General features: G+C 70.6%; 17 protein-coding genes. 12 read left to right on the forward strand and 5 right to left on the reverse strand.

All coding sequences use genetic code 11. The features are described from left to right. The first annotated feature begins 17 nt into the window (after nt 1-17). From OG714_RS32070 to OG714_RS32085, 4 genes are all read left to right on the forward strand, one after another. The gene (locus tag OG714_RS32070) at nt 18-620 is read left to right on the forward strand and encodes a TetR/AcrR family transcriptional regulator (RefSeq protein WP_406126219.1); all 603 of its coding nucleotides are present in this window, start codon (nt 18-20) and stop codon (nt 618-620) included. A gap of 180 nt (nt 621-800) precedes the next feature. Beyond that, entirely contained in the window at nt 801-1,958 is a 1,158-nt protein-coding gene (locus tag OG714_RS32075; protein WP_406126221.1) for an acyl-CoA dehydrogenase family protein, read from the forward strand. Nucleotides 1,959-1,993: 35 nt separating this feature from the next. Next, nucleotides 1,994-2,875: an acyl-CoA thioesterase gene (locus OG714_RS32080; RefSeq protein WP_406126223.1), complete on the forward strand. Its 882-nt coding sequence runs from the start codon at nt 1,994-1,996 to the stop codon at nt 2,873-2,875. Between the two features lie 4 nt (nt 2,876-2,879). After that, nucleotides 2,880-3,851, forward strand: a complete 972-nt coding sequence (locus tag OG714_RS32085; RefSeq protein WP_406126225.1) for a cation diffusion facilitator family transporter — start codon at nt 2,880-2,882, stop codon at nt 3,849-3,851. Nucleotides 3,852-3,876: 25 nt separating this feature from the next. On the opposite strand, the gene OG714_RS32090 is transcribed toward OG714_RS32085, so the two are convergent. Together OG714_RS32090 and OG714_RS32095 are read right to left on the reverse strand one after the other, a co-directional pair. Next, on the reverse strand, nt 3,877-4,665 hold the full coding sequence (locus OG714_RS32090) for a phosphatase (RefSeq protein ID WP_406126226.1): 789 nt from the start codon (nt 4,663-4,665) through the stop codon (nt 3,877-3,879). Nucleotides 4,666-4,731: 66 nt separating this feature from the next. Next, nucleotides 4,732-6,237 (reverse strand): PucR family transcriptional regulator, encoded by a 1,506-nt coding sequence (locus tag OG714_RS32095; RefSeq protein WP_406126227.1) that lies wholly within the window; start codon nt 6,235-6,237, stop codon nt 4,732-4,734. 132 nt (nt 6,238-6,369) lie between these two features. Between OG714_RS32095 and OG714_RS32100 the strand changes: the two genes are divergently transcribed. The 3 genes from OG714_RS32100 to OG714_RS32110 all read left to right on the forward strand — a co-directional run bounded on the left by OG714_RS32100 (nt 6,370) and on the right by OG714_RS32110 (nt 10,560). Further along, nucleotides 6,370-7,836 (forward strand): sodium:solute symporter, encoded by a 1,467-nt coding sequence (locus OG714_RS32100; RefSeq protein WP_406126229.1) that lies wholly within the window; start codon nt 6,370-6,372, stop codon nt 7,834-7,836. A 73-nt stretch (nt 7,837-7,909) separates the two neighbouring features. Next, the gene (gene speB, locus OG714_RS32105) at nt 7,910-8,878 is read left to right on the forward strand and encodes an agmatinase (protein ID WP_365300712.1); all 969 of its coding nucleotides are present in this window, start codon (nt 7,910-7,912) and stop codon (nt 8,876-8,878) included. Next, entirely contained in the window at nt 8,875-10,560 is a 1,686-nt protein-coding gene (locus OG714_RS32110) for a thiamine pyrophosphate-binding protein (protein WP_406126231.1), read from the forward strand. Before speB ends, OG714_RS32110 begins: the two co-directional genes overlap by 4 nt. A 69-nt stretch (nt 10,561-10,629) precedes the next feature. Here the strand turns inward: OG714_RS32110 and OG714_RS32115 are convergent, their stop codons facing one another. Continuing rightward, complete coding sequence (locus OG714_RS32115) at nt 10,630-11,412, reverse strand: VOC family protein (RefSeq protein WP_406126232.1); 783 nt, start codon at nt 11,410-11,412, stop codon at nt 10,630-10,632. A gap of 162 nt (nt 11,413-11,574) precedes the next feature. On the opposite strand from OG714_RS32115, the gene OG714_RS32120 reads away from it, so the two are divergent. Then, a complete protein-coding gene (locus tag OG714_RS32120; protein WP_406126234.1) occupies nt 11,575-12,150 on the forward strand; it encodes an HXXEE domain-containing protein in 576 nt (191 codons plus the stop codon). 43 nt (nt 12,151-12,193) lie between these two features. On the opposite strand, the gene OG714_RS32125 is transcribed toward OG714_RS32120, so the two are convergent. Continuing rightward, nucleotides 12,194-13,000, reverse strand: coding sequence for an endonuclease I family protein (locus OG714_RS32125; protein WP_406126235.1), 807 nt, complete (start codon nt 12,998-13,000; stop codon nt 12,194-12,196). 212 nt (nt 13,001-13,212) lie between these two features. Continuing rightward, nucleotides 13,213-15,534, reverse strand: a complete 2,322-nt coding sequence (locus OG714_RS32130; RefSeq protein WP_406126237.1) for a glycosyltransferase family 39 protein — start codon at nt 15,532-15,534, stop codon at nt 13,213-13,215. A gap of 145 nt (nt 15,535-15,679) precedes the next feature. On the opposite strand from OG714_RS32130, the gene OG714_RS32135 reads away from it, so the two are divergent. The 4 genes from OG714_RS32135 to OG714_RS32150 all read left to right on the forward strand — a co-directional run bounded on the left by OG714_RS32135 (nt 15,680) and on the right by OG714_RS32150 (nt 21,963). Further along, nucleotides 15,680-16,531 (forward strand): serine hydrolase, encoded by an 852-nt coding sequence (locus OG714_RS32135; RefSeq protein ID WP_406126238.1) that lies wholly within the window; start codon nt 15,680-15,682, stop codon nt 16,529-16,531. Between the two features lie 93 nt (nt 16,532-16,624). Further along, the gene (locus OG714_RS32140) at nt 16,625-17,659 is read left to right on the forward strand and encodes an esterase-like activity of phytase family protein (protein WP_406126240.1); all 1,035 of its coding nucleotides are present in this window, start codon (nt 16,625-16,627) and stop codon (nt 17,657-17,659) included. Nucleotides 17,660-17,761: 102 nt separating this feature from the next. Further along, nucleotides 17,762-21,493 (forward strand): ABC transporter ATP-binding protein, encoded by a 3,732-nt coding sequence (locus OG714_RS32145; RefSeq protein WP_406126242.1) that lies wholly within the window; start codon nt 17,762-17,764, stop codon nt 21,491-21,493. A gap of 89 nt (nt 21,494-21,582) precedes the next feature. After that, nucleotides 21,583-21,963 (forward strand): hypothetical protein, encoded by a 381-nt coding sequence (locus tag OG714_RS32150; protein WP_406126244.1) that lies wholly within the window; start codon nt 21,583-21,585, stop codon nt 21,961-21,963. The last annotated feature ends 15 nt before the right edge of the window (nt 21,964-21,978 follow it).

A 21,978-nucleotide genomic window follows, 5' to 3' on the forward strand; every position in this document is an offset into this window, starting at 1 on the left:
TGTCTAGAATTGCTTCCATGACCACGAGAACCGACGCCCCCACCCGCCGCGAGCAGATCCTCAAGGAGGCCGCGCGGCTCTTCGCCGAGCGGGGTTTCCACGGTGTCGGGGTCGACGAGATAGGCGCCGCGGTCGGTATCAGCGGGCCCGGCCTGTACCGGCACTTCCCGGGCAAGGACGCGATGCTCGCGGAGCTGCTGGTAGGGATCAGCGGCCAGCTCCTCACGGGCGCGAAGCGGCGGCTGGCGGAGGCGGAGGGGGTGACCTCCCCGGGGGTGCTGCTCGACTCCCTCATCGAGGGGCACATCGACTTCGCCCTCGACGACCGCCCGCTGATCACGCTGCACGACCGGGAGCTGGACCGGCTCCGGGACACCGATCGGAAGCTGGTGCGTCAACTCCAGCGCCAGTACGTGGAGTTGTGGGTGGAGGTCGTGCGCGAGGTGTACCCGGAGCTGGCCGAACCCAGCGCGCGGTCGGCGGTGCACTCGGTGTTCGGCCTGCTCAATTCGACTCCGCACCTGGGGCGACCGGGGTCGTTGCCCGGGCGGGGGGCGACGGCGGAGCTGCTGCACCGGATGGCGAGGGGGGCGTTGGGGGCGGCGGCTTCGGGTGGGTGAAGGTGGCGTGACGAGCGTTACGTGCCCGTTCCACTGGACGCTCCCGCCTACCGGCCGGTACGCTCGATGCTGAGCAAGCGCTTAGCCATCGGACCGCAATCATCAATTGAGGAACCCCGATGGCGAGCAACCACATCCGCGAGAGCGGCGCCGGTTTAGGCGCAAAGAAGGGTGGCGGCGGTGCGCCGTACGGTGTTTGACGAGGACCACGAGGCGTTCCGGGAGACCCTGCGCGCCTTCATCGAGGCCGAGGTCGTCCCGGTCTACGACGAGTGGTTCGCCGCCGGCCAGGCGCCGCGCGAGTTCTACTACAAGCTCGCCGAGCTCGGCGTCTTCGGCATCCGCGTGGACGAGGAGTACGGCGGCGCGGGCATTGACTCGTACAAGTTCGAGGCCGTCCTCTACGAGGAGACCGCGCGCGCGGGTGTCTCCTTCGGCGGCTCCGGTGTGCACGTGCTGCTCGGCCTGCCCTACATCAAGCTGCTCGCCAACGACGAGCAGAAGAAGAAGTACCTGCCGAAGTTCGTCTCCGGCGAGGAGATGTGGGCCATCGCGATGACCGAGCCGGGCACCGGCTCCGACCTCGCGGGCATGAAGACCACCGCCAAACTCTCCGAGGACGGCACGCACTACGTCCTCAACGGCGCCAAGACCTTCATCACCGGTGGCGTGCACGCCGACCGCATGATCGTCTGCGCCCGCACCGCCCCGTCCTCCAAGGAGGACCGCCGCCACGGCATCTCCCTCTTCGTGGTGGACACCAAGGCCGAGGGCTACTCGGTCGGCCGCAAGCTCGACAAGCTCGGCCTGAAGACCTCCGACACCGCCGAGCTCGCGTTCGTCGACGTGAAGGTCCCGGTCGAGGACCTCCTCGGCGAGGAGAACAAGGGCTTCTACTACCTCGGCCACAACCTCGCCTCCGAGCGCTGGGGCATCGCGTTCGGCGCGTACGCGCAGGCCAAGGCCGCCGTCCGGTTCGCCAAGCAGTACGTGCAGGAGCGCGTGGTCTTCGGCCAGCCCGTCGCCGCGTTCCAGAACACCAAGTTCGAACTGGCCGCCTGCCAGGCCGAGGTGGACGCCGCCGAGGCCGTCGTGGACCGCGCGACCGAGGCCCTGGACGCCGGTGAGCTGACCCCCGCCGAGGCGGCCAGCGCCAAGCTGTTCACCACCGAGGTCGCCCACCGCGTGATCGACCGCTGCCTCCAGCTACACGGCGGCTACGGCTTCATGAACGAGTACCCGATCGCCCGCCTGTACGCGGACAACCGCGTCAACCGCATCTACGGCGGCACCAGCGAGATCATGAAGACGATCATCGCGAAGGACATGGGCCTGTAAGGTCCCCGAAATTACCGGCCAGTAGAAAAGGTGCCATGAGCAAGGCACTTCAGGGTCTCCTCGATCTGCTCGACCTTGAGCAGATCGAGGAGAACATCTTCCGCGGCCAGTCCCAGTCCGCCGTCGTACCCCGCGTCTTCGGCGGACAGGTGGCGGCCCAGGCGCTGGTCGCCGCCGGCCGGACGGTCTCCGAGGACCGTCTCGCCCACTCCCTCCACGCGTACTTCCTGCGCCCCGGCGACCCCGGCGCGCCCATCGTCTACACCGTCGAGCGCATGAACGACGGCCGCTCCTTCACCGCGCGCCGCGTCGTCGCGGTCCAGCACGGCCAGCCGATCTTCGCCCTCTCCGCGTCCTTCCAGCGCCACGAGGACGGCCTCGAACACCAGGCCCCCATGCCGTCCGCCCCCGACCCGGCCACCCTGCCCACCTCCCAGGACCGGCTGCGTGGCTACGACCACATCGCCCCCGAGGTCGTCGAGAAGTTCATCGAGGCCCGCGAGGCCATCGACCTGCGCTACGTCGAGGAGCCGCCGTTCGGAAAGTTCGGCGCACCGCGCGAGCCGCACTCCCAGGTGTGGTTCCGCACCAACGGCAAGCTCGAAGGCCCCATCGACGATCCGCTCCTCCACGTAGTACTCGCGACCTACGTCTCCGACATGACCCTCCTCGACTCCGTCCTCCTCGCGCACGGCCGCGGCGGCTGGGCCGTAGGAGATGTCGTAGGAGCGTCGCTCGACCACGCGATGTGGTTCCACCGGCCGTTCCGCGCGGACGAGTGGCTGCTCTACGACCAGGAGTCGCCGTCGGCGTCCGGCGGGCGTGGGCTCGGGCAGGCGCGGATCTACACGCAGGACGGCCAACTGGCCATCTCCGTCATTCAGGAGGGCGTGGTCCGGGTTCCTCGGGAACACTGAGGCCATGGCAGAAACAGAGGAAGGTGACGGCGGCGGCGAGTCCACCGTCACGGTGATCGTCGCGGCTGTCGCCAACCTGGGCATCGCGCTCGCCAAGGCGGTCGCCGGCGTCATCAGCGGCTCCAGCGCGATGCTGTCGGAGGCCGCGCACTCGGTCGCCGACACCGTCACCGAACTCCTCCTGCTGACCGCCCTCAAGCGCAGCAGCAAACCCGCCGACGAGGAACACCCCCTCGGCTACGGTCCCGAGCGCTACATCTGGGCGATGCTCGCCGCCGTCGCCACCTTCGTCGGCGGCGCCGTCTTCTCGATCTACGACGGCATCCACACCCTCGTCGCCGGCGAGGAACTCGGCGACCCGCTCATCTCGTACATCGTGCTCGGCGTCGCCTTCCTCCTGGAGGGCTACTCCCTGCGTACGGGCGTACGCCAGGCGCGCGGCGAGGCCGCCCGCTTCGACGCCTCCTTCAAGCGCTACCTCCGCTACACCCCCGACACAGCGGTCAAGGCCGTAGTCCTGGAGGACTCCGCCGCCCTCGTCGGCCTGGTCCTCGCGGCCGGCGGCCTGCTCGGCGGCCAGCTCACGGGCTCGGGGGTGTGGGACGGCATCGCCTCCCTCTGCATCGGCGCCCTGCTGCTCTACGTCGCCTGGGTGCTGGGCCGCTCCAACGCCGAACTCCTCATCGGCCGCCCCCTCCCCAAGGCCATGCGGGACCGAATCCGCGAGGAGCTGCTCGGGGTCGAACACATCGAAGCCGTACTGGAGTTGACGACCCTCGTGCAGGGCCCGCGCGAGGCGCTGGTCGCTGCGAAGATCGACTTCCGGGACAGGTCGACCGCCGCGCAGATCGAGTGGGCCTGCGAACAGGCCGAACAGCGGCTGCGGGAGGCGTTCCCGTCGGTGAACCGGGTCTATCTGGACCCGACACCGGGGTACGCGCAACGCCGGGCGGAAGGGCTCAACCCCTGGCCGTGACGGGTGAGTTGAGTCCCGACCCTCCTCAGCCGAGTCCCGCCTCCGCCAGCAGATACGCCGTCATCGGGTCGTAGTACCTGGGGCTGACGACGTGGTCGTCGAGCGGGACCGCCACCTGTACGGTCCCCTCGGACTCGGCGAGGAAGAGCGCCGGGTCGTTGCAGTCGGCGTACCCGACGGAGTCGACCCCGTGCCGCCCCGCGTACCCCGCCCAGCCGTGGTCGGCGACGACCAGGTCGGGCAGCGGGCGGCCCTCGCGCTCCAGGGCGGTGAGGATCGCCTTCATCGGCTCACCGGAGTGCGTGTGCCAGAGCGTCGCCCCGTGCTCCAGGACGGCCACGTCCGCGAACTGCATGACGTACCCCTCCTCCGTCTGCAGCCCCTCCGGGATCACGACGATCTCGCAGCCCGCCGTGCGCAGGGCGGCGGCCGTGGCACGGTGCACGTCGAGCAGACCGCCCGGGTGACCGGTCGCGAAGAGCACCCGCTGCTGCCCGTCGGCCGCCTTGCGCAGCCGCGCCGCCAGCCGGTCGAGCCCCTCGACCGTCAGCTCCGGGTCGATGGTGTCCTGGCCGTAGCGGTACTCGGGATCGTCGTTCACACCCACCCGCTCCGCCATCACCGCGAGCACGTCCTGCTCGTCGGTCCAGCGGCTGCCGAGCTCCAGGCCGAACCAGTAGTGACGGTCGCCGTTCGCGAGCTTGCGGTAGTGGGAGAGGTTGTTCTCGCGAGGTGTGGCTACGTCGCCCGCGATACGGGTCTTCACAAGGTGATCGACGAGCTCGGCGCGGCTGGGGGTCCCGGGTATCGGCATGGTTCCCATTGTGAAGCAGAGAGTTGTGCGCGTGCCCGACGTCCCGAACGCTGGGATGTGGATCACTCACACCCGCCCGAGTGCGAACCACAGCTCCATCCGTACGTCCGGATCGTCCAGGTCCGCCTCCAGCAGCGCCGCGCACCGGGCGATCCGCTGCCGCACGGTGTTGCGGTGCACGGCGAGCGCGACCGCCGTACGGTCCCAACTCCCGTGCAGGGAGAGCCAGGTGCGCAGGGTCTCGGTGAGCGCGGGGTGGCCGGCGAGCGGCGCGAGGAGGGTACGGGCGTGCGCCTCGGCCTCGCCGTGGGGGAGCAGTCCGGCGAGACCGGCGCGGCCCGAGGCGCCGTGCCGGACCAGCGGGGCGCGGGTCGCCCGGGCGCGGGCCAGGGCACGGGCCGCCTGGGTGTCGGCGGCGGACCAGTCCTCGGGAGCGACGGCGGCGCTGACACCGAGGGTCCAGCCGGGCTGCGGGGCGGGTTCCCGGTCGCCGGGGACGAGGACCCGTACGACGTCCGGCGCCAGGTCGATCAGCGTGGAACCGAGCGCGGCGCCCAGGGCGGAGGCGGCGACGGGGTCGGGGACAGGGGTGCTCCCGGCGTCGGACATCGCGTGCACGACGACCCACCGGTCCCCGCCGAGCAGCGCCGCGACGCCCTCCGGCGGGGCGCCCAGCAGCAGCCGTACGAGCGCCGACGAACGGTCCGCTCCCGTGCGGCTCTGGTGTTCGCCGGTGAGGAGGGAGAGGAGTACGGCGGCGACGGAGGCGATGGTGTGGTCGCCGGGGGCGCGGTCCGGGGCGGCGACCCCGAGGACGAAACCCTGACCGGTACCGAGGGCGTACGCGGCGAGGTGGGCGCCGGGGACGGTGTCGGTGGCGGAGGTGGGGGACGTAGGGGACGCAGGGGATGAGGCCGGAGCGGCGGGTGGTCGTACCACTCGCGCCAGCCCCGCCAACGCCTCCCCCGTCTCCGCCCCCTGCGCTCCCCGTCCCGCCGCCGCGATCTCCGTGCCGTCCGGCCCGTACAGCACGGCCCGGCCGCTCACCCGCTGGGCGAGTTGCCGTAGCACCGAGGGGACCGGATCGGGGCGGGAGGCCGCTGCGGCCAGGCTCTGCTGGGCCTCGGTGACGCGGCGGAGTTCGGCGAGGCGGGCCTGCGCCATCAGTTGCCAGACCGCGCGGGCGACGCGGGAGAACGGGGTCGGCGGCGGGACCTCCAGGAGCGGGAGGTCGTAGTGGTCGCAGGCCGCGACCAGCGATCTCGGCACCGTGTCGTGGACCGGCGCGACGCCGAAGCCGAGGGCCACGCCGCCCGCCTCGACGATCCGGGAGACGTAGTCGGCGAAGTACGTGCCCGAACCGGCCGCCTCCGGGATGTGCACTCCCGCAGTCAGCAGCAGTTCGCCGCCCAGCAGGTACGGATACGGGTCCGGCATCTCCGACGTGTGCGCCCAGTGGATCGCGATGTCGGGGTCGGACGGCCCGGCGATCTGCCGCAGCCCCAGATCCTCGCGGGCCAGGAGGGCGGAGAGATACACGGGTGGAGTGGGCGGAACCGTGAGGTCCGGCATGGTGGACGTTTCCTCCATCACCTCGAGCTCGGATGGATGAAACGTACACTTCGCAGCCGCTTTCCGGCCACCTAGGGTCAGTCGCGACGCAAGCCCCCCAAGACCCCGGCAGTGCGCGAAGGAGGCCCCCACATGGCCGTCGACTACACCGTCATCGTCGTCTACCTGGCCGGCATGCTGGCCATGGGCTGGTGGGGCATGCGCCGCGCCAAGTCCAAGAGCGACTTCCTGGTGGCGGGCCGCCGCCTGGGCCCCGTCATGTACTCCGGCACCATGGCCGCGATCGTCCTCGGCGGCGCGTCCACCATCGGCGGGGTGGGCCTGGGCTACCAGTACGGCCTGTCCGGCGCCTGGATGGTCTTCACCATCGGCCTCGGCCTGCTCGCCCTCTCCGTCTTCTTCTCCGCCCGCATCGCCCGCCTCAAGGTGTACACGGTGTCGGAGATGCTCGATCTCAGGTACGGCGGCCGCGCGGGCGTCATCTCCGGGGTCGTCATGTGGGCGTACACCTTGATGCTGGCCGTCACGTCCACCATCGCCTACGCCACGATCTTCGACGTCCTCTTCGACATGAACCGGACCCTCGCGATCGTCCTCGGCGGCTCCATCGTCGTCGCGTACTCGACGCTCGGCGGCATGTGGTCGATCACGCTGACGGACATGGTGCAGTTCGTGGTCAAGACGATCGGCGTGCTCCTGCTTCTGCTGCCCATCGCGGTCGTCAAGGCCGGCGGCTTCGGCGAGATGAAGGCGAAGCTGCCCACCGAGTACTTCGACCCGCTGGGCATCGGCGGCGAGACGATCTTCACGTACGTCCTGATCTACACGTTTGGCATGCTCATCGGCCAGGACATCTGGCAGCGCGTGTTCACGGCCGGCAGCGACAGGACGGCCAAGTGGGGCGGCACGGTCGCGGGCACGTACTGCCTCGTCTACGCCGTCGCGGGCGCCGTCATCGGCACGTCGGCCAAGGTCCTCTACCCGAACCTCGGCAGCCCGGACGACGCCTTCGCGACCATCGTCAAGGACGAACTCCCCATAGGTGTAAGGGGGTTGGTGCTCGCCGCCGCGCTGGCCGCCGTGATGTCGACGTCGTCGGGCGCGCTGATCGCCTGCGCCACGGTCGCCAACAACGACATCTGGTCGCGGCTGCGAGGTGCCGTACGGCGGGAGGACGACGACGAGCGTGACGAGGTGCGCGGCAACCGCGTCTTCATCCTCGTCATGGGCGTCGCGGTGATCGCCACGGCGATCGCCCTGAACAACGTCGTGGAGGCCCTGACGGTGGCGTACAACCTGCTCGTCGGCGGACTCCTCGTCCCGATCCTCGGCGGACTGCTGTGGAAGCGCGGCACCGCACAGGGCGCGCTGGCCGCCGTGGCCGTCGGCGGCCTCGCGGTCGTCGGCCTGATGGCGACCTACGGCATCCTCGCCAACGAGCCTGTCTACTACGGCCTGTTGCTGTCTCTGGCCGCCTATGTGACCGTCTCCCTCGCCACGCCGGCGACCGACGCGGCCGTACTCGCCGCCTGGCGGGACCGTCTCGCGGGGCGCGGTGCACCAGAACGCGCGTCCGAACCGGTCGCCGCCCACCAGTAAAGTCGTAGTCAGGCGTACAAAACCGCAGGAAAAATCCCATACGCGACGAAGCGTAGGAAAGAAGGCAGTGCCCATGACCAGCAACGAGACGCCCCGCGGCCCGGTCGACTCCTCCCGCACCCCGCGGTACGCCGGACCCGCGACCTACGCCCGGCTGCCGCGCCTGGACGAGGTCGGCACCGCCGACGTCGCCGTGGTCGGGGTGCCGTTCGACGCCGGAGTCTCGTACCGGCCGGGCGCTCGCTTCGGCGGCAACGCGATCCGCGAGGCGTCCCGGCTGCTGCGGCCGTACAACCCGGCGCAGGACGCGTCCCCGTTCGCGCTGGCGCAGGTCGCGGACGCCGGTGACATCGCGGCGAACCCGTTCAACATCAACGAGGCCGTCGAGACCATCGAGGCCGCGGCGGACGAACTCCTGGGCACCGGCGCGCGGTTGATGACCCTGGGCGGCGACCACACGATCGCGCTCCCGCTGCTGCGCTCGGTGGCGAAGAAGCACGGCCCGGTAGCGCTGCTGCACTTCGACGCCCATCTCGACACCTGGGACACGTACTTCGGCGCCGAGTACACGCACGGGACGCCGTTCCGCAGGGCGGTCGAGGAGGGCATCCTCGACACGGAGGCGCTCTCGCACGTCGGCATCCGCGGTCCGCTGTACGGCAAGCAGGACCTCAAGGACGACGAGAAGATGGGCTTCGGCATCGTCACGTCCGCGGACGTCTACCGCCGGGGCGCCGACGAGGTCGCCGACCAGCTGCGCCAGCGCATCGGCGACCGGCCCCTCTACATCTCCATCGACATCGACTGCCTCGACCCGGCCCACGCGCCCGGCACCGGCACGCCCGAGGCCGGCGGCCTGACCTCCCGCGAACTTCTGGAGATCCTGCGCGGCCTGGCATCCTGCAACCTGGTGTCGGCGGACGTCGTCGAGGTGGCACCGGCGTACGACCACGCCGAGATCACGTCGGTGGCCGCGTCGCACACCGCGTACGACCTGATCACGATCATGTCCCGTCAGATTGCCGAGGCTCGTTCGAAGTGACCCACGACCACGACCTGGAACTCCACCCGACCGCGGCTCAGACGGAGGCCGCGCTGAATCCTCCCCCCGGCCGCAACGGCGGTGACCTGGTCGTGGAGACCCTGGCGGGCCTCGGCGCGACGACGGTGTTCGGCCTGCCGGGCCAGCACGCGCTCGGCATGTTCGACGCCCTGCGCCGCTCCGACCTGAGGTACATCGGCCTACGGGTGGAGAACAACGCCGGGTTCGCGGCGGACGCGTACGGCCGCATCACGGGCGAGGCGGCACCGCTGCTCCTGTCGACCGGCCCGGGCGCGCTGACCTCACTGGCTGCGCTCCAGGAGGCGCGGGCGGCCTCGGCCCCGGTGCTGGCGATCAGCAGTCAGATCCCGACCCCCGGTCTGGGCGGCGGCCGCCACGGCTACCTCCACGAACTCCCGGACCAGTCCGCCTCGTTCAGGGGCGTGGTGAAGTCGGTCCACACCGTCCGCACCCAGTCACAGATCCCGTCCGCGATCGCGGAGGCATGGAAGTCGGCGCTCACGGCCCCGCACGGCCCGGTGTGGGTGGAGATCCCCCAGGACGTACTACTGGCCGAGACCCTCCTCCCGGTGGTGACGGCGGTGGACGCGACACCGGAGGACCTGGTCCCGCGCCCCGAACTGACCGCCGTAGCAGCGCACTTGCTGTCGAACGCGGCCCGCCCGGCGATCATCGCGGGCGGGGGAGTCGTACGGGCGGACGCGTCGAAGAAGCTGCGGCAACTGGCCGAGAAACTCCAGGCACCGGTGGTGACGACGCCCGGCGGCAAGGGCGCGTTCCCGTGGACGCACCCCCTGTCCCTCCAGTCCTGGCTGGAGGACCGCCACACGACGGACTTCCTGGAGGACGCGGACGTAGTGCTGGTGGTGGGCTCGGGCCTGGGCGAACTGTCGTCGAACTACCACACGTTCGCTCCGCGCGGCCGGGTCATCCAGATCGAGGCGGACCTCGGCAAACTGGAGTCGAACCACCCGGCGTTGGGCATCCACGCGGACGCGTGGCACGGGTTGCAGGCGCTGCTGGAGACGGTGACGGAGCGGGCGGACGAGACGGCGGCGGGGCGGGTGGGGGAGGTATTGGGCAGGGTCCGGGAACGCATCGCGTCCCAGGAACTGACCCTGGAACAAGGCGTGTTGGAGTCCGTACGCAAGGCGCTACCGGCCAACTCCCCGTCCTTCTGGGACATGACGATCCTCGCGTACTGGGCCTGGTCGGCGTTCGACGCCAAGGGCCCCAACCACCTCCACTCCGCCCAGGGCGCCGGCGGCCTCGGCTACGGCTTCCCGGCGGCGCTCGGCGCGGCCGCCGCGGACCCGACGCGTCCGGTGCTGGCGGTGTCGGGGGACGGTGGCGCGCTGTACTCCATCGCGGAGTTGGCGACGGCCAAGCAGTACGACCTGAACGTCACCTGGCTCATCGTCGACGACGGCGGGTACGGCATCCTCCGCGAGTACATGACGGACGCGTTCGGCGAGGCGACGGCGACGGAGCTGACCCGGCCGGACTATGTGGCGTTGGCGGAGTCGTTCGGGGTGCGGGGGGTTCGTACGTCTCCGGAGGCGCTGGAGTCGGACCTGGCGAAGGCGTTGGGGGAGCCGGGGCCTTCCGTGGTCGTACTCCCGGCTGTGTTGCGGATGTTCGCGGCTACGCACTTGGGGTGACGGGTCCCTCCCCGCGGAAGCGTGACACTTCGGCGCCGAGTGCCACACTTCCGCGGCGCACCCGTGGCCTCACATCCGCGGATCCGGCTTCAGCAGGGCGAACACCGCGCCGAAGGGGTCCGTGAGCCAGGCCATCCGGCCGACCTCCGGTACGTCCGTCGCCGGCATCGGTACGGAACCGCCGTTGGACCGCGCCGCCTCGATCGTGGCGTCGACGTCCGTCGAGTGGAAGTACGGTACCCAGCGCGGGAGTTCGCCCTCGCCGTCGCCCAGCGGTGCGACCCCGCCGAAGGAGGCGTCCTGCTGGTCCCCGGCGCTGGTGCTCAGTACCCGGTACGTCATGCCGGGTGCCGGCATGTCCTGGCTGCGCCAGCCGAACAGGCCCTGGTAGAAGGCGATGTCCGCCGCCGGGTCGGGGGCGTGCAGTTCCGCCCAGAGCAGGGTGTTCGGGGCGGAGGTGAGTTCCAGGCCCGCCGTCCTGCCGGGCTGCCAGAGCGCGAACTGCGCGCCCTGCGGATCGGTGGCCTGGGCCAGCATGCCCTCGCCCATGACGTCCATGGGCTCCATCCGTACGGTTCCGCCACCGGCCGTGACGGCCTGGACGGTGGCCGCGATGTCGTCGGTCTTGAAGTGGATCATCCAGGCGGAGCGCGCCCCTTCCTCGGTGAGCGGTCCGAGGGCGGCGACGGTCTTGCCGTCCACCTGGAAGAACCCGTATCCGCCCGTGTCAGGACCGGCGGAGACGAACTGCCAGCCGAGGACGGCGCCGTAGAACGCGGTGGCCGCGTCGGTGTCGGGGCTGCCGAGGTCGAGCCAGTTGGGCGATCCGGTGATGAAGTCGGTGCCGAGCATGAGGTCCTCCTGGGTGGGGGCGGGCCGGGACGGGAGCCACGATGCCGTCCCGCTCGCCGCCGTCGGCGTACGAGCACCGACAGGACTCCGGTTTCCACCGAACGGCCGAACGGCCGAACGTTCGCCCGTGCCGGCGTCGCGCGCGCTGACAGGCTTCCCGGCATGGGTGGACACGAGGTGGGCGAAGGCGGCCGGGCGGTCGAAGTCGGCGTGACCTTCGGGCTGTTGGCCGCGTGGGCGGTCCACGACCTGGAGGAGGTGGCCGCGATGCCGGGCTGGGCCCGAGGGCACGTGCCCGGGCTGCGGCAGCGGCATCCGCGCGTGCCGGAACAGGTGTGGCGGCGGCTGGAGTCCATGGACGGACGGGAGTTCGCTACGGCCGTCGCCGTGATGGGCGTGGTGGTCGCGGCTGCCGCCGCCGACGGACACCGTACGGCCGGACGTTCCGGCTTCTACCAGGCGGCCCTCAACGGATTCGGACTGCACGCCCTGACACACATGGCCCAGGCCGCCGCCGTCCGTGGATACACCCCCGGGGTGGTCACCTCGCCCCTGGTGGTCGTCCCCTTCACGCTGTGGGCCCGGGGCCGACTGCGGCGGGCCGGTGTCCTGCGTCCCGCGCGACCGCGTGACGTCGCACAGGGGCTGGCGCTCGCCGCGGTGGCCACGGTCGGGACACATGGGGTGGCGCGGCAGTTGCTGCGCCGGGGGCGGACAGCGACAGCAAACCGGACCTGAACTGCCCCTGGATCAGGGAGAGTTCAGGTCCGGTGACTGCTGCCTACCAGATCGCCTCCACCCACTCCGGGTGGTCGATGAACGGGTTCCGGTTGTGCTGGTAGGTGTCGTAGATGACCTGGTTGCGCTTCTCCTCGAAGGCGCTGGGCGGGTCCGCCGCGCTCCAGGCCTTGAGGACGGAGAGCTTGCCCATGTAGGGGTTGCTGCCGTTGCCGACCTTCTCGTTGGGCTCCAGGTCGGCGAAGCCGTCGTCGCCCTCGTAGCGCACGGCCATGTAGAGGATCATGCGGGCCACGTCGCCCCGGTCCGCCGCGCGCGGCGCGAAGGAGTCGGAGTCGACGGTGCTGCCGCCGCCGTTGGTGACCGCGCTGCCGCCGTTGTCGAAGTCCAGGTTGCCGCGGATGCTGTTGACCTGGACGTCCGCGGGACGCAGGTGGTGCAGGTCGGTGCCGGGACCGGTCACCTCGCCGAAGTCGCCGTGGGACTTGGCCCAGGTGTGCTCGCGGTTCCAGTCGCCGACGTCGCCGCCGTTGAGGGACTTGGCGCGGGAGACACCGCTGTACAGCAGGATCACGTTGCTGCTGTTGTTCGGGTCCTGGTCGGTGGCCATGAGGGCGTTCCAGACCGCGGAGTACGAGATCTTCGTGACGTTGGCGCTGATGATCGTGTGCAGCGAGGACTTGAGGCTCGTGCCCGTCTTGCCGACCGCGTTCTTGTAGTACGTCGCGTCGTACGCCGTGGTCGTGGCCGAAGCGGGGGTCGCGGTCAGCGCAGGCGCGGCGAGGCCGACCAGGACGGCTGCGGTGGCCAACGCCACCGATTTCCAGCGGTGCATGCGATTCGCCAACATAAAGAGTGTCCCATCTACGCGGGTTGAATGGGGCGGCAAACGGGAGCGTGACATGCACATGCGGCCCTGTAAATAAACGAGACGTGTCGATCAGGTGACCGGAAGCGACAATTTGCCTCGTGTCTACGCGAGTTGACGTACCAAAACGGCCCCCGACCTTGTGGTCGGGGGCCGTTGGCCGTTCGGCTACGTCGGTGTCACCCAAGTCGGTGTCACTTCACGTCCGACGGGTCCAGCCGGTAGATCGTCGACGTGCTGGTCGTCGAGGTGCCGGTCGTGGAGGACGAAGAACTCGAACTCTTCTCCGTCGACGCGCTCTTGTCGTACGCGCTCTCCTTCACAGCCGTCGCGTTCTTCTGCACCCACGCGGTGATCTCGGTGTTCAGGCTGCTGTTGCCGCCCATGCCGCCGCCACCGAGCTGGATGTAGTGCAACTCGCCCTTCTTCACCAGCTCCTTGAGCTTGGCGAGGGTCATCGCCTTGTCGGAGCCGGTGAAGCCCCACATGGAGATGACGGGCTTGTGGGTGCTGAGGATCAGCTGGCCCGCGCTCTGCGAATTGGACACCGCGAGCAGCCACTTGGCGCCGTCCTGGTGCTTCTCCAGGTACGAGACGAGCGCGCTGGACGTGGTGCCGCCCATGCCGCCACCGCCGCCCGTACCGCCGCCGCCGAAGCCGCCGCGCGTACCGCCGGTGCCGCCACCCGGAGCCGTACCGGTGTCGCCGCCGGTGCCGCCAGGAGCCGTACCGCCGCCGGGGAACTCCCCGTTGGTACCGCCCTGTTGGCCGCCGGTCGTGCCGCCGGTCGGCGCCCCGCTCGGTGCGCCACCGCCCTGCGGCACCTCACCGGTGCCACCGCCGCCCGGCGTCATCCCGCCGGGGGCCTCGCCGCTTGCCTGGCCGCCGCCCTGCTGGGTGCCGCCGCCGGTCATCTCGCCGGGACCGCCCTGGCCGCCGCCGAAGCCGCCACGGCCGCCGCCCCCGCCGCCGGGGCCGCCCATGCCGCCGCCGGTCGACGGACCGGCCGTCGGGTTGGTGCCGCCCATGCCGCCGGTGGTGCTGGAGGCCGCCGGGGACACGGCGTACGCCGTCGGACCGGCCAGGGCCGCGATGATCGCCGCCACGATGGACGCGGTCAGCAGCCGGGCCCGGTTGCCGGAGCCCGAGCGGAACACGAACAGGCCCACGATCGCGAGGACCATGAGGACACCGATCGTCGGCCACAGCCAGGTGTTCCAGCCGGAGGCCCGGCGCAGCACCACGATCGCCCAGATCGCCGTGACCGCGAGACCGGCCGGCAGGACCCAGGACCAGAGCGCGTCACCGCCGCGGAAGGCACGCCACAGCATGACGCCGCCGCCACCGCACAGCGCCGCGATGCCGGGGGCGAGCGCGGTCGTGTAGTACGGGTGCATGGTGCCCTCGGCCATGGCGAAGGTCAGGTAGTGCAGCACGAGCCAGCCGCCCCACATGAGCAGCGCGGCGCGCGTCGGGTCGGTGCGCGGGGCACGGCCGATCAGGGCCAGGCCGGCCACCAGGGCGATGCCCGCGAAGGGGATCAGCCAGGAGATCTGGCCGCCGAGGATGTCGTTGAACATCCGGCCGAGGCCCGCGGTACCGGCGAACGTGCCGCCTCCGCCACCCCCGCCGCCTCCGCCGTTGCCCTCGCCGCCGAGGACGCGGCCCAGGCCGTTGTAGCCCATGATCAGGTTCCAGGCGCTGCCGTCGGTCGAGCCGCCGATGTACGGGCGGTCGTCGGCCGGGACGAGCGAGACGGCCGTGGCCCACCAGAAGCTGGAGACGGCCAACGCGACCGTGGCCAGGGCCAGTTGGACGAGCTTCTGCTTCCAGCCCAGCTTCGACGCGATGACGTACACGGCGAAGACGGCCGGCAGGGCGATGTAGCCCTGGAGCATCTTGGTGTTGAAGGCGAGGCCGAAGCAGACCGCGGAGCCGATCAGCGGCAGCAGCCGCCCGGTGCGCACGGCGCGCAGGCCGAGGGCCGCGGCGCCCACCATCAGCAGGACGAGGAGGGTGTCGGGGTTGTTGTCGCGGTTGATGGCGACCGTGATCGGCGTCAGGGCGATGACCAGCGCGGCGATCGTCGCGGCCACGTGCCCGAAGTACCGCTTCACGGAGGTGTGCAGGATCCAGATCGTGCCGAGCGCGGCGGCGACCTCCGGCAGCATCATCTGCCAGGTGCCGAAGCCGAAGATCCGGCACGACAGGCCCATCACCATCAGGGCGAAGGGCGGCTTGTCGACCGTGATGAAGTTGCCCGCGTCCAGCGAGCCGAAGAACCAGGCCTTCCAGCTCTGCGTGCCGCTGTAGATGGCGCTGCTGTAGAAGCTGTTCAGGCTGGAGCCGGTCAGGTTCCAGGAGTACAGCACGGCCGCCAGGACCAGGATCGCGACGAGCGCGGGCAGCGACCAGCGGGGCGCCTTCTCGGGGGGCGCGTCGACGGGTGGGGCCGGCGGCGGCCAGTCGGCGGACGCGGGGTCGGTGTGGGGGTACGGATCGGTGGCAGATGTCACCCACGCATCGTGCGAAGGCAGGGTGGGTGACTGCTGTGCCGAACCTGGCGGCCGGCTGTGAATTCGCAAAGGGGCGGGTAACGCGTCGTACAACCGTTCCCCAACCCGTACAACCTTTCACGCCTTCCTGTGAGTCAACTCATGCATGACTCAGTCTCTTTGGACATCCCGCCGAGCCAGAGCGGTGGCCGTCGGCGTGGGCGCCGGCGTCCTCATACCCGTGCTGGCCGCCGCCACGCCCGCCGCCGCGGCCACCCCGACGGTCAGCTGTACGTCGGCCAAGGCGGGCCTCGCCGCCAAGCTGAAGAAGGACATCACCGCGGCCCTCGCGACCCGTAAGGGGACCGTCGCGGTCGGCCTCTACGACCGGACCACCAAGACCACCTGCACCCTGCGGGCGACGAGCGCCTACGACTCGGCCAGCACCGTCAAGGTGACCGTCCTCGCCACGCTGCTGTGGGACGCGAAGAAGCACAACCGCACGCTGACGACGCGGGAGTCGACGCTCGCCAAGGCCATGATCACCAAGTCGGACAACACCGCGACCTCCACCCTGTGGAAGCAGCTGGGCCTGACGAAGATCAAGGGCTTCCTGTCCGCCGCCGGCATGACCCAGACCAAGCCGGGCGCGAACAACTACTGGGGCCTGACCCAGGAGACCGTGACCGACGAGCAGAAGCTGCTCAAGCTGGTCACCGCCAAGAACACGGTGCTGAGCGACAACTCCCGTGCGTACATCCTGAAGCTGATGAACCAGGTCATCTCCAGCCAGCGCTGGGGCACCCCGTACGGCGCCCCCTCCACGGTCACCGTCCACGTCAAGAACGGCTGGCTCCAGCGCTCCACGCACGGCTGGCGCGTCCACAGCCTGGGCACCTTCAACGGCGGCGGCCACGACTACATGATGTCCGTGCTCACCCAGGACAACAGCACGATGAGCTACGGCATCACGACGATCCAGGGTGTCGCGAAGGCGATCCACAAGGACCTCGCCTAAAGCCCCTGCTCACTCACCCGCAGCCCCTGCTCAAGGCAATCGCTTTACTACGCGGTCTCCCGCACGTCATCCACTCGTCCTACGGTGACGCCCATGCGCCTGAGAACCGTACTCGCGACCACGACCGCCGGCCTGGCGGCGGCCACCTGCCTCACCGCCGCCGGGCCCGCGACCGCCGTCAGCAACTCCCTCACCGGTAACGCCTGTTCATCGTCCGTCTCGATCGACCGCTTCTCCGACGCGCTCGACCAGACGACGTACGACGGCACCTTCGTCGGCAACTTCTCCGCGCTCGCGGTGGACAAGGACGGCTCACTGGCCGCCCTGGAGGACCGCTCCTCGCTGTTCGACCTGAACGCGAAGACGCTCCAGCCGGAGCGCGCCGTCCACCTCGCCGACGAGAACGGCGCCGACCTCGACTCCGAGGGTCTGGCCATCGACCGCGACGGCACCCGCCTGATCACCTCCGAGACCGAGCCGTCGATCCGCCGCTACTCCGCCGACGGCACGATCCTCGACCGCCTCCCGGTCCCGTCCTCGCTGCTCGTGGCGCCGGCCGGGCGGGCCGTCTCCAACCAGACCTTCGAGGGCCTGACCCTGCTGCCCGGCGGTCACACCCTCCTCGCGTCGATGGAGTACCCGATCGCCGGCGACACCTCGGGCGACGTCCGCTTCCAGACCTGGACCCGGACCAGGGGCGACCACTTCAAGCTCGCCGCGCAGTACGCCTACAAGACCGACGCCGCGTTCCTCGGCGTCCCCGAGGTGCAGGCCCTCCCCGACGGCCGCCTCCTCGTCCTGGAGCGCGGCTTCACCAGCGGCTTCGGCAACACCGTCCGCCTCTACCTGGCCGACCCGCGCCACGCGACGGACACCAGCAGGATCGACACCCTCACCGGTCGGCCCGGAGTCCACCTCATCAAAAAGACCCTCCTCGCCGACATCGCCGACTGCCCGTCCCTCGGCGCCACGGCGAACCAGCCCCAGCCGAACCCCCTCCTCGACAACATCGAGGGCATGGTGATCACGGGGAAGGAGAAGGGCCGCTACAAGGTGCTCCTGGTGAGCGACGACAACCAGAGCACGGCCCAGACGACGCGGTTCTACTACCTCCGGGTACGCGCCTGACAGCTTCGCCTGCCGGATTGTTGCGGAGGGATGAAATCCGTTCCGTTCCGCGTTGGTGCCTTTCGTAGGACCAGCTGATCAAGGGCGAACGGAAGGCACCGCGTGGCAGCGCAACAGGGGGAGACGCAGGGCTGGGCAAGAAGGCTCGCCGGATACGCCTGGCGCTACCCGAAGGACGTCGTCCTGGCCCTCGGCGCCTCCCTCGCCGGCATGGCGGTCATGGCCCTCGTCCCCCTGGTCACCAAGGTGATCATCGACGACGTGATCACCGGCCACACCCGCTCCATGGCACCCTGGGCAGCCGCCCTCCTCGTCGCCGCGCTCCTCGTCTACGTCTCGACGTACATCCGCCGCTACTACGGCGGCCGCCTCGCCCTGGACGTCCAGCACGACCTCCGCACCGAGATGTACGGCACGATCACCCGCCTCGACGGCCGCCGCCAGGACGAGCTGTCCACCGGCCAGGTCGTCGGCCGCGCGACCAGCGACCTCCAGCTGATCCAGGGCCTGCTCTTCATGCTCCCGATGACCATCGGGAACGTCCTGCTCTTCGTGATCTCCCTCGCGATCATGGCCTGGCTGTCCCTGCCGCTGACCCTGATCGCCCTGGCCGTCGCCCCCGCGCTCGGCTTCATCGCCCGGCGCAGCCGCAGCAAGCTGCACCCCTCCACCTGGTACGCGCAGGCCCAGGCCGCCGCGGTGGCCGGTGTCGTCGACGGCGCCGTCAGCGGCGTACGCGTGGTGAAGGGCTTCGGCCAGGAGGACCAGGAGACCGGAAAGCTCCGCGAGGTCGGCCGCCGGCTGTACGCGGGCCGCCTCCGCACGATCCGGCAGAACGCCCGCTACACCCCCGCCCTCCAGGCCGTCCCCGCCCTCGGCCAGGTCGCGATGCTCGCGCTGGGCGGCTGGCTCGCGGTGCGCGGGCACATCACGCTCGGCACGTTCGTCGCGTTCTCCACCTACCTCGCCCAACTCGTCGGCCCGGTCCGCATGCTGGCCATGGTCCTCACGGTCGGCCAGCAGGCCCGCGCCAGTACCGAACGTGTCCTGGAGCTCATCGACACCGAGCCCTCCATGACGAACGGCACCAAGGAACTCCCCGCCGACGCCCCGGCCACAGTCGAGTTCGACGACGTGTCGTTCGGCTACGACCACGAGCGCCCGGTCCTGAACGGCCTCAGCTTCGAGATCCGCCCCGGCGAGACCCTCGCGGTCGTCGGCTCCTCCGGCTCCGGAAAATCCACGGTCTCGCTCTTGCTGCCCCGCTTCTACGACGTCACCCACGGCGCCGTCCTCATCGGCGGCCACGACGTCCGCGAACTCACCCTCGACTCGCTGCGCGCCGCGATCGGCCTGGTCCCCGAGGACTCCTTCCTCTTCTCCGACACGATCCGCAACAACATCGCCTACGGCCGCCCCGACGCGACCGAGGAGGAGATCCTCACCGCCTCCCGCGCCGCGCAGGCCGACCGGTTCATCGCGGAACTCCCCGACGGCTACGACACGACGGTCGGGGAGCACGGCCTCACCCTCTCCGGCGGCCAGCGCCAGCGCGTCGCCCTCGCCCGCGCGATCCTCACCGACCCGCGTTTGCTGGTCCTGGACGACGCGACCTCGGCGGTGGACGCCCGAGTCGAGCACGAGATCCACGAGGCGTTGAAACAGGTCATGCAGGGCCGCACCACCCTGCTCATCGCGCACCGCCGCTCCACCCTCAACCTCGCCGACCGCATCGCCGTCCTCGACGGGGGCCGCCTCGCCGACATCGGCACGCACGACGAACTCCAGGCGCGCTCACCCCTCTACCGCCGCCTCCTCACCGACCCCGACGAACTCGGCGGCGTCTCACCGGGCCACGCCCAGCCCGCCGCACCGGCCGAAGACACCTCCGTACGGGACGAGTTGGACGCGGAGTTCGACGCCGAGCGCGGGCTCACGCCCCGGCTGTGGACCGGTGACCGCGAGCCCAAGGACACCGCGCTGTCCGGGATGCCCGCGACGCCCGAACTCCTCGCCCAGGTCGACGCGTTGCCCCCGGCGACCGACGTCCCCGACATCGACGAGGCACGCGCGGTCCGTGCCGAGGACGCGTACGGACTGCGCCGGCTGCTGCGCGGTTTCGGCACCCCGCTGCTGATCAGCCTCGGCCTGGTCGCCGTGGACGCGAGCATGAGCCTGCTGCTGCCGATCATGATCCGGCACGGCATCGACCAGGGCGTGACCAAGATGGCGATCGGCGCGATCTGGTCCGCCTCGCTGCTGGCCCTCGTCGCCGTGGCGGTCCAGTGGGCGGCCCAGCGCGGCGAGACCCGCATGACGGGCCGTACCGGCGAACGGGTCCTCTACACCCTCCGCCTCAAGATCTTTGCCCAGCTCCAACGCCTCGGACTCGACTACTACGAGCGGGAGTTGACGGGCCGGATCATGACGAGGATGACGACGGACGTCGACGCGCTGTCGACCTTCCTCCAGACGGGGCTGGTCACGGCCTTCGTCTCGGTCGTCACCTTCTTCGGCATCATGGTCGCCCTGCTGGTGATCGACGTACAGCTCGCGCTGGTCGTGTTCGCGACGCTGCCCCCGCTGGTCATCGCGACCTTCTTCTTCCGCCGGGCCAGCGTGAAGGCGTACGAACTCGCCCGTGAGCGCGTGTCGTTGGTGAACGCCGACCTTCAGGAGTCGGTGTCGGGGCTGCGGATCGTGCAGGCGTTCCGACGCGAGGAGGACGGCGGCCGACGCTTCGCCGAACGCAGCAGCAGCTACCGCGAGGCGCGTACCCGGGGCCAGCGGCTGATCTCGGTCTACTTCCCCTTCGTCCAGCTGCTGTCGTCGGTGGCGGCGGCGTCGGTACTGATCGCGGGCGCGGGAAGGGTGGACAACGCCACGCTCACGACAGGCGCGTTGGTCGCCTACCTCCTCTACATCGACCTGTTCTTCGCCCCGGTCCAGCAGCTCTCCCAGGTCTTCGACGGCTACCAGCAGGCGACCGTCTCGCTGGGCCGCATCCAGGAGCTGCTCCAGGAACCGACGTCCACGCGAGCCGCCGACGAACCCCTCGAAGTCCTCTCCCTGCGGGGCGACATAGCCTTCGAGAACGTGCACTTCGCGTACGGCGACGACGAAGAGGCCATCGGGGGAGTGGAGTTGAGCATCCCCGCCGGCCAGACGGTCGCCTTCGTCGGCGAGACGGGCGCGGGCAAGTCGACGCTCGTGAAGCTCGTCGCCCGCTTCTACGACCCGACGGGCGGCCGGGTGACGGTCGACGGCACCGACCTCCGCGCCCTCGACATCACGTCGTACCGCCACCACCTGGGCGTCGTCCCCCAGGAGGCGTACCTCTTCCAGGGCACCGTCCGCGACGCCATCGCCTACGGCCGCCCCGACGCCACCGACGCCGAGGTGGAGGCGGCGGCCCGCGCGGTCGGCGCCCACGAGATGATCGCCACGCTCGACGGCGGCTACCTCCACGAGGTCGCCGAACGCGGCCGCAACCTCTCGGCGGGCCAGCGCCAGCTGATCGCCCTGGCCCGCGCCGAACTGGTGGACCCCGACATCCTTCTCCTCGACGAGGCCACAGCGGCCCTGGACCTGGCCTCGGAAGCCCAGGTCAACCAGGCCACCGACCGCCTCGCGGGCCGCCGCACCACCCTCGTCGTCGCCCACCGCCTGACGACGGCGGCCCGCGCGGACCGGGTCGTGGTGATGGACCACGGACGAGTGGTGGAGGACGGCACACACGACGAGCTGCTCGCGCTGGACGGGTACTACGCCGAGCTGTGGCGCACGTTCGTCGGTGCGCCCGGGGCGGAAGAGCAGGTCACCGCGCCCCGCTGAGGGGCGCGCAACCATGCGACATACGTCTTGCGTCCGTACATCAGTACGCTGTTCGGCTGCTGTGCTGTGCGGGAGGGACGACTGTGGACATGGGTGCGCTACGACGGCGGGTGGCGCTCGGCATGGCCGTGCTCACCGCGTCCGGACTGCTCGCGCTCACGGCCCCCGGCACCGCCGAGGCGGCCGCGGTCTGCCCGGGGCGGGAGGTGGCGACGCTGCCCTTCTCCACCGGCACCGTCCATGTCTTCCGCCGGGGGGACTACGTCTGCGCGTACACCGCCCCCAAGTCCCCCGGCGCCAAGCGCACGATGTCGGTCAGCGTGCAGGCGCGCGGCAACCGCCCGGTCGTCGACAAGGGGCGGTACACGCGCCGGGCCGGACCGGTCACCGTGCACGCCGGTCACCGGTGTGTACGGGTGAAGGGCGCGGTCGGCCGCGGCTCGGTCAGCTCGGGCTGGATCCTGTGCTGAACCGCAGGTCGGCGC

Source organism: Streptomyces sp. NBC_00989 (assembly GCF_045162655.1).
Lineage (GTDB): Bacteria > Actinomycetota > Actinomycetes > Streptomycetales > Streptomycetaceae > Streptomyces.

Excerpts from the sequence above, each read along its gene's own strand:
- OG714_RS32115 (WP_406126232.1), bottom strand. The coding sequence starts at position 11,412 with ATGCTCGGCACCGACTTCATCACCGGATCGCCCAACTGGCTCGACCTC.
- speB (WP_365300712.1), top strand. The coding sequence starts at position 7,910 with ATGACCAGCAACGAGACGCCCCGCGGCCCGGTCGACTCCTCCCGCACC.
- OG714_RS32125 (WP_406126235.1), bottom strand. The coding sequence starts at position 13,000 with ATGTTGGCGAATCGCATGCACCGCTGGAAATCGGTGGCGTTGGCCACC.
- OG714_RS32090 (WP_406126226.1), bottom strand. The coding sequence starts at position 4,665 with ATGCCGATACCCGGGACCCCCAGCCGCGCCGAGCTCGTCGATCACCTT.
- OG714_RS32095 (WP_406126227.1), bottom strand. The coding sequence starts at position 6,237 with ATGCCGGACCTCACGGTTCCGCCCACTCCACCCGTGTATCTCTCCGCC.
- OG714_RS32070 (WP_406126219.1), top strand. The coding sequence starts at position 18 with ATGACCACGAGAACCGACGCCCCCACCCGCCGCGAGCAGATCCTCAAG.
- OG714_RS32120 (WP_406126234.1), top strand. The coding sequence starts at position 11,575 with ATGGGTGGACACGAGGTGGGCGAAGGCGGCCGGGCGGTCGAAGTCGGC.
- OG714_RS32135 (WP_406126238.1), top strand. The coding sequence starts at position 15,680 with ATGACTCAGTCTCTTTGGACATCCCGCCGAGCCAGAGCGGTGGCCGTC.
- OG714_RS32080 (WP_406126223.1), top strand. The coding sequence starts at position 1,994 with ATGAGCAAGGCACTTCAGGGTCTCCTCGATCTGCTCGACCTTGAGCAG.
- OG714_RS32140 (WP_406126240.1), top strand. The coding sequence starts at position 16,625 with ATGCGCCTGAGAACCGTACTCGCGACCACGACCGCCGGCCTGGCGGCG.
- OG714_RS32100 (WP_406126229.1), top strand. The coding sequence starts at position 6,370 with ATGGCCGTCGACTACACCGTCATCGTCGTCTACCTGGCCGGCATGCTG.
- OG714_RS32150 (WP_406126244.1), top strand. The coding sequence starts at position 21,583 with ATGGGTGCGCTACGACGGCGGGTGGCGCTCGGCATGGCCGTGCTCACC.
- OG714_RS32085 (WP_406126225.1), top strand. The coding sequence starts at position 2,880 with ATGGCAGAAACAGAGGAAGGTGACGGCGGCGGCGAGTCCACCGTCACG.